This is a genomic window from Porphyromonas sp. CAG:1061, assembly GCF_000435035.1.
In the GTDB taxonomy this organism is placed as follows: Bacteria; Bacteroidota; Bacteroidia; order Bacteroidales; family Porphyromonadaceae; genus Porphyromonas_A; species Porphyromonas_A somerae.
In genome coordinates this window covers 1-4,003 of sequence record NZ_HF988820.1, presented here as the reverse complement: position 1 = coordinate 4,003, position 4,003 = coordinate 1, and the positions used below count along the sequence as shown (strand labels likewise).

The window sequence follows — 4,003 nt, the reverse complement described above, 5'->3', positions numbered from 1 at the left end:
TCCGACTTGTCCGACTTGTCTGACTTGTCCGATAAGGCACCCCCGACTAGGCACCCCCAGCATGGGGGTTACTGGTGGTTGGCGAGGCGGTCAAGGGCGAGCTGCTCGAACTTGGTGCCGGGGCGACCGTAATTGGCGTAGGGGTGGATAGAGATGCCACCTCGTGGGGTGAAGATACCGGTTACTTCGATATAGCGTGGATCCATTAGCTCTACGAGGTCATCGAGGATGACGTTGACGCAATTCTCGTGGAAGTCGCCATGATTTCGGTAGCTAAAGAGGTAGAGTTTGAGGCTCTTACTCTCCACCATCTTGATATCGGGGATGTAGGAGATGATGATCTCGGCGAAGTCGGGTTGGTGGGTGATGGGGCAAAGGCTGGTAAACTCTGGGCAATTGAACTTCACCCAGTAGTCTCGCCCAGGGTGCCTATTCTCGAAGGTCTCCAGAACGATAGGATCGTACTCTGTAGGGTATTTGGTGCTGCCGCTCCCGAGTAGGGAGAGGGATTGGCGTAGCTCTTGCTCTGTTGCTTGCTCTTTCATATATTTAATTGGTATATATAGAGCCACACCTCAGCTATCAGATTGAGGTGTGGCTCCTTGTATTACTTTATAGTGGAGATTTCCTCTCTATCACTTTTTCTCGGTGGTCTCCTCCTTCTTAGCAGGAGTGTAGCGGTCGTTGAGGTACTTAGTCACCTGAGTGGTGATGTCGTAGCTCTTATCGGCACAGAGGATATTATCGTGGGCCTTATTACTCAGGATCATCTGGTACTTACCCACCTCGTTATTGTACTGCTGTACATGTGCCATGATGGTGTCGGAGAGGGCTTGCATCTTATCGGCCTCTAGCTGCATCAGCTCCACCTGTAGCTTTTGGCTCAGCTCTTGGAGTTGCTGCTGTAGCTTCATGATGCGCTCTTGCTCGCGCTGTGCACGTCCTTGGTCGAAGAAGGCATTATTCTCCACCTTACGCTGAAACTCCCTAGCCTCGCTCTCAAAGTTACGCTGCTTTTGATTGAAAGTAGCTTGGCGGCTCTCCATCTCGCGCATCAGTTCGTCCTGTACTTGATTGGCATACTTGTAATTGGCGAGCAGGCTATCAAGGTCTACATAAGCTATAGGAAGGCGTGCAATGGTACTATCGCCTACTGGGGTAGCTGTAGCTTGGTTGTTGCTCTGCTGGTCACTCTTATTACAACTGATGGTGGCCAAAGCTAGCACGAGGGCTAGCGTGAGTGCTGATAGGGTGTTGGATTTGATCATCATTATTACTAAATCGGTAATTAAAGTGTCAACTACTGTATACGCTCCTCCTTGGCTACACGGTCGAAGAGATTCTGGTGCCGCACCGCATCTTTGTGCTGGTGGCGGTGGCAGGTGATCCCCTGCTCCTCAAGCTTTGGCGGGCCCTCTACGTGTGTATTTGGGAAGCCCCAACGCTTGGTGAAGAAGACCCTCACTCCAAGGAGTAGGACGCATATAGCAACGACTACGAGCGTTATAAGTAGTATCTTTATCATCATTTCTCAAAGATTTAACGGATACAAAGGTAAGTTTTTTATCAACAGCCGCAAAGGTTTTAAGTCTTTTTACACATATCTGCTCCTCTATTAGGAGAGAAAAGGGTATCTTTACCACTGAAATGAATTATTGAACAATCATAATATAATCGTAAGACGTATGACAACACACGAACCAAAAATTGTCTTTAAGTACTTTGATGAGATCACCAAGACTCCTCGCCCAAGCAAGAAGGAGGAGAAGATGATCGCTTATCTTGAGAACTTTGCCAAGGAGCACAATATTGAATACCACAAGGATAAGGTGGGTAACATAGTGATGAAGAAGGGGGCTACCAAGGGGATGGAAGACCGCAAGAGCATCATTATGCAGAGCCATATTGATATGGTATGCGAGAAGAATAATGATGTGGAGTTTGACTTTGAGAAGGATGCAATCCGCACCAAGATTGTGGATGGCTGGCTCAAGGCGGAGGGAACGACACTGGGTGCTGACAATGGTATCGGCGTAGCTACTCAGCTGGCTGTATTGGCAAGTGATGATATTGAGCATGGTCCGATCGAGGCACTCTTCACTGTAGATGAGGAGACTGGCCTTACCGGTGCAATGAATGTGGAGAAGGGCTTCTTTGATAGCGATATCCTCCTCAACCTCGATAGCGAGGATGAAGGGGAGATGTTTGTAGGCTGTGCTGGTGGTATGGGTACCATGGCGGAGTACTACTATGAGCCTGCTTATACCGACCCCAATCTCACCTATATTGAGATCAAGGTGAGCGGTCTGAGAGGTGGTCACTCGGGTGGTGATATCCACCTAGGTAGAGGCAATGCGGTGAAGATCCTTGCTCGTGCTCTCTATGGTCTGGCTGATGATGTGGACTATGTATTGGGTAGTATCCAAGGCGGTAACCTCCACAATGCGATTGCTCGTGAGGCACATGCCGTGATCGGTATTGACCCAAGTGACCGTGAGCCGGTAGCAGCTTGGATCAATACTTTCTCTAGCGAAATTCATAATGAGCTGAAGGCGGTAGACCCAGAGGTGGAGGTGCGTGCTTCTACTACGGAGCAACCTAAGTGGTGCATCGACGCTCAGACTTCTGCCAACCTGATCAATGCTCTGATCGCTTGTCCTCACGGCGTACTCGGCATGAGCCACACCATTGAGGGATTGGTGGAGACCTCTAATAACCTCGCTTCGGTGAAGATGATCGAGAGTGAGGAGGGATACCCTGTAATCTATGTAGAGACTAGCCAGCGTAGCTCGGTAGAGAGTGCTAAGCGTATGGTAGGGGATATGGTGACTGCGGTATTTGACCTCTCGGGTGCTTATGTATCGGAGCGTGACGGATATCCAGGTTGGGAGCCTAACCCTGAGTCGGAGATTATGGAGGTAGCAAAGAGAACATACAACGACCTATTCGGCAAGGATCCAAAGATCATGGCGATCCACGCCGGTCTGGAGTGCGGTCTCTTCAAGGAGAAGTACCCACACCTAGATATGCTCTCCTTTGGTCCTACGATGCGTGATGTACACTCCCCTGAGGAGCGTCTGGAGCTGAAGACGGTAGAGATGTGGTGGAAGCATCTGCTAGCGATCCTCAAGAATGCACCACGCAAGGCGTAAACCGATATTTACAATTAGCTATCCAAAGCCACCACAAGCCTTCGTGCTGGTGGTGGCTTTGTGGCTATTAAGTGCTTTTGTAGTCCCTCCCCTATCAGCTCAAGAGAGGACGAATAGCAAGGAGACGATCGGGCGTATGATGTTTTATAATGTAGAAAATCTATTCGATACGATTGATGACCCACTCACCGATGATGATGCCTTTACCCCCGAAGGCATCTACCATTGGACTGAGGGGCGGTACCGACGTAAGTGCGAGCACCTGGCTTGGGTGATCAGCAATGTGGGGGAGTGGGGATTCCCCTCGCTGATTGGTATGGTGGAGGTGGAGAATAGTGACGTGATACGGGACCTCGTGAAGCACCCGACGCTTAGCTCGGTGACGTACGACTATGTGGTGACGAATGGCTCTGACCCTCGTGGTGTGGATGTGGCACTCCTATGGGACCAAAAGCGGTTTGCCTATATTGAGGCACACGAGATTCCGCACTACGGAGCGACCGACTGCTTCCCTCTAGGTCAAGACCCCCGCACACCGAGCGAGGCAGATGGAAGCGGGCGAAATACGCTGTGGGTGACGCTGGAGCACAGAGCTACAGAGCGAAAGCTGGAGCTATTTGTGATGCACAACCCGAGCCGACGCGGAGGGGTACGAGCGACTTCGCGGAAACGGGAGCGGGTGAATGCCAAGGTGCGGAAGCTCATCGACCATCTGCTGGAGGAGGATCCTAGCCGCTATGTGGTGGTGATGGGTGACTTTAATGACAACCCCTCTGACCCCTCGATGCGACGGGCACTCAGAGCGGGGGGCATTGAGCACAACACCCAACCTAAGCAACGCTTTCTCTACA

Annotated in this window: 5 protein-coding genes; 2 read left to right on the top strand and 3 right to left on the bottom strand. The window is 50.9% G+C overall.

Annotated features, from left to right (window positions below; all coding sequences use genetic code 11):
• Nucleotides 1-68: 68 nt before the first annotated feature.
• From queF to QVO39_RS00325, 3 genes are all read right to left on the bottom strand, one after another.
• Nucleotides 69-545 carry a preQ(1) synthase gene (gene queF, locus QVO39_RS00335; RefSeq protein ID WP_021902526.1) on the bottom strand — a complete coding sequence of 159 codons (477 nt, stop codon included), beginning with the start codon at nt 543-545 and terminating at the stop codon, nt 69-71.
• 90 nt (nt 546-635) lie between these two features.
• Nucleotides 636-1,271, bottom strand: a complete 636-nt coding sequence (locus tag QVO39_RS00330; RefSeq protein WP_244400725.1) for an OmpH/Skp family outer membrane protein — start codon at nt 1,269-1,271, stop codon at nt 636-638.
• 29 nt (nt 1,272-1,300) lie between these two features.
• Nucleotides 1,301-1,528, bottom strand: coding sequence for a hypothetical protein (locus QVO39_RS00325; protein ID WP_021902524.1), 228 nt, complete (start codon nt 1,526-1,528; stop codon nt 1,301-1,303).
• 157 nt (nt 1,529-1,685) lie between these two features.
• On the opposite strand from QVO39_RS00325, the gene QVO39_RS00320 reads away from it, so the two are divergent.
• Both QVO39_RS00320 and QVO39_RS00315 read left to right on the top strand, forming a co-directional pair.
• Nucleotides 1,686-3,152, top strand: a complete 1,467-nt coding sequence (locus QVO39_RS00320) for an aminoacyl-histidine dipeptidase (protein WP_021902523.1) — start codon at nt 1,686-1,688, stop codon at nt 3,150-3,152.
• A 136-nt stretch (nt 3,153-3,288) separates the two neighbouring features.
• Nucleotides 3,289-4,003 (top strand): endonuclease/exonuclease/phosphatase family protein (locus QVO39_RS00315; RefSeq protein ID WP_288171170.1); only part of this gene is annotated, 715 nt, incomplete at its 3' end.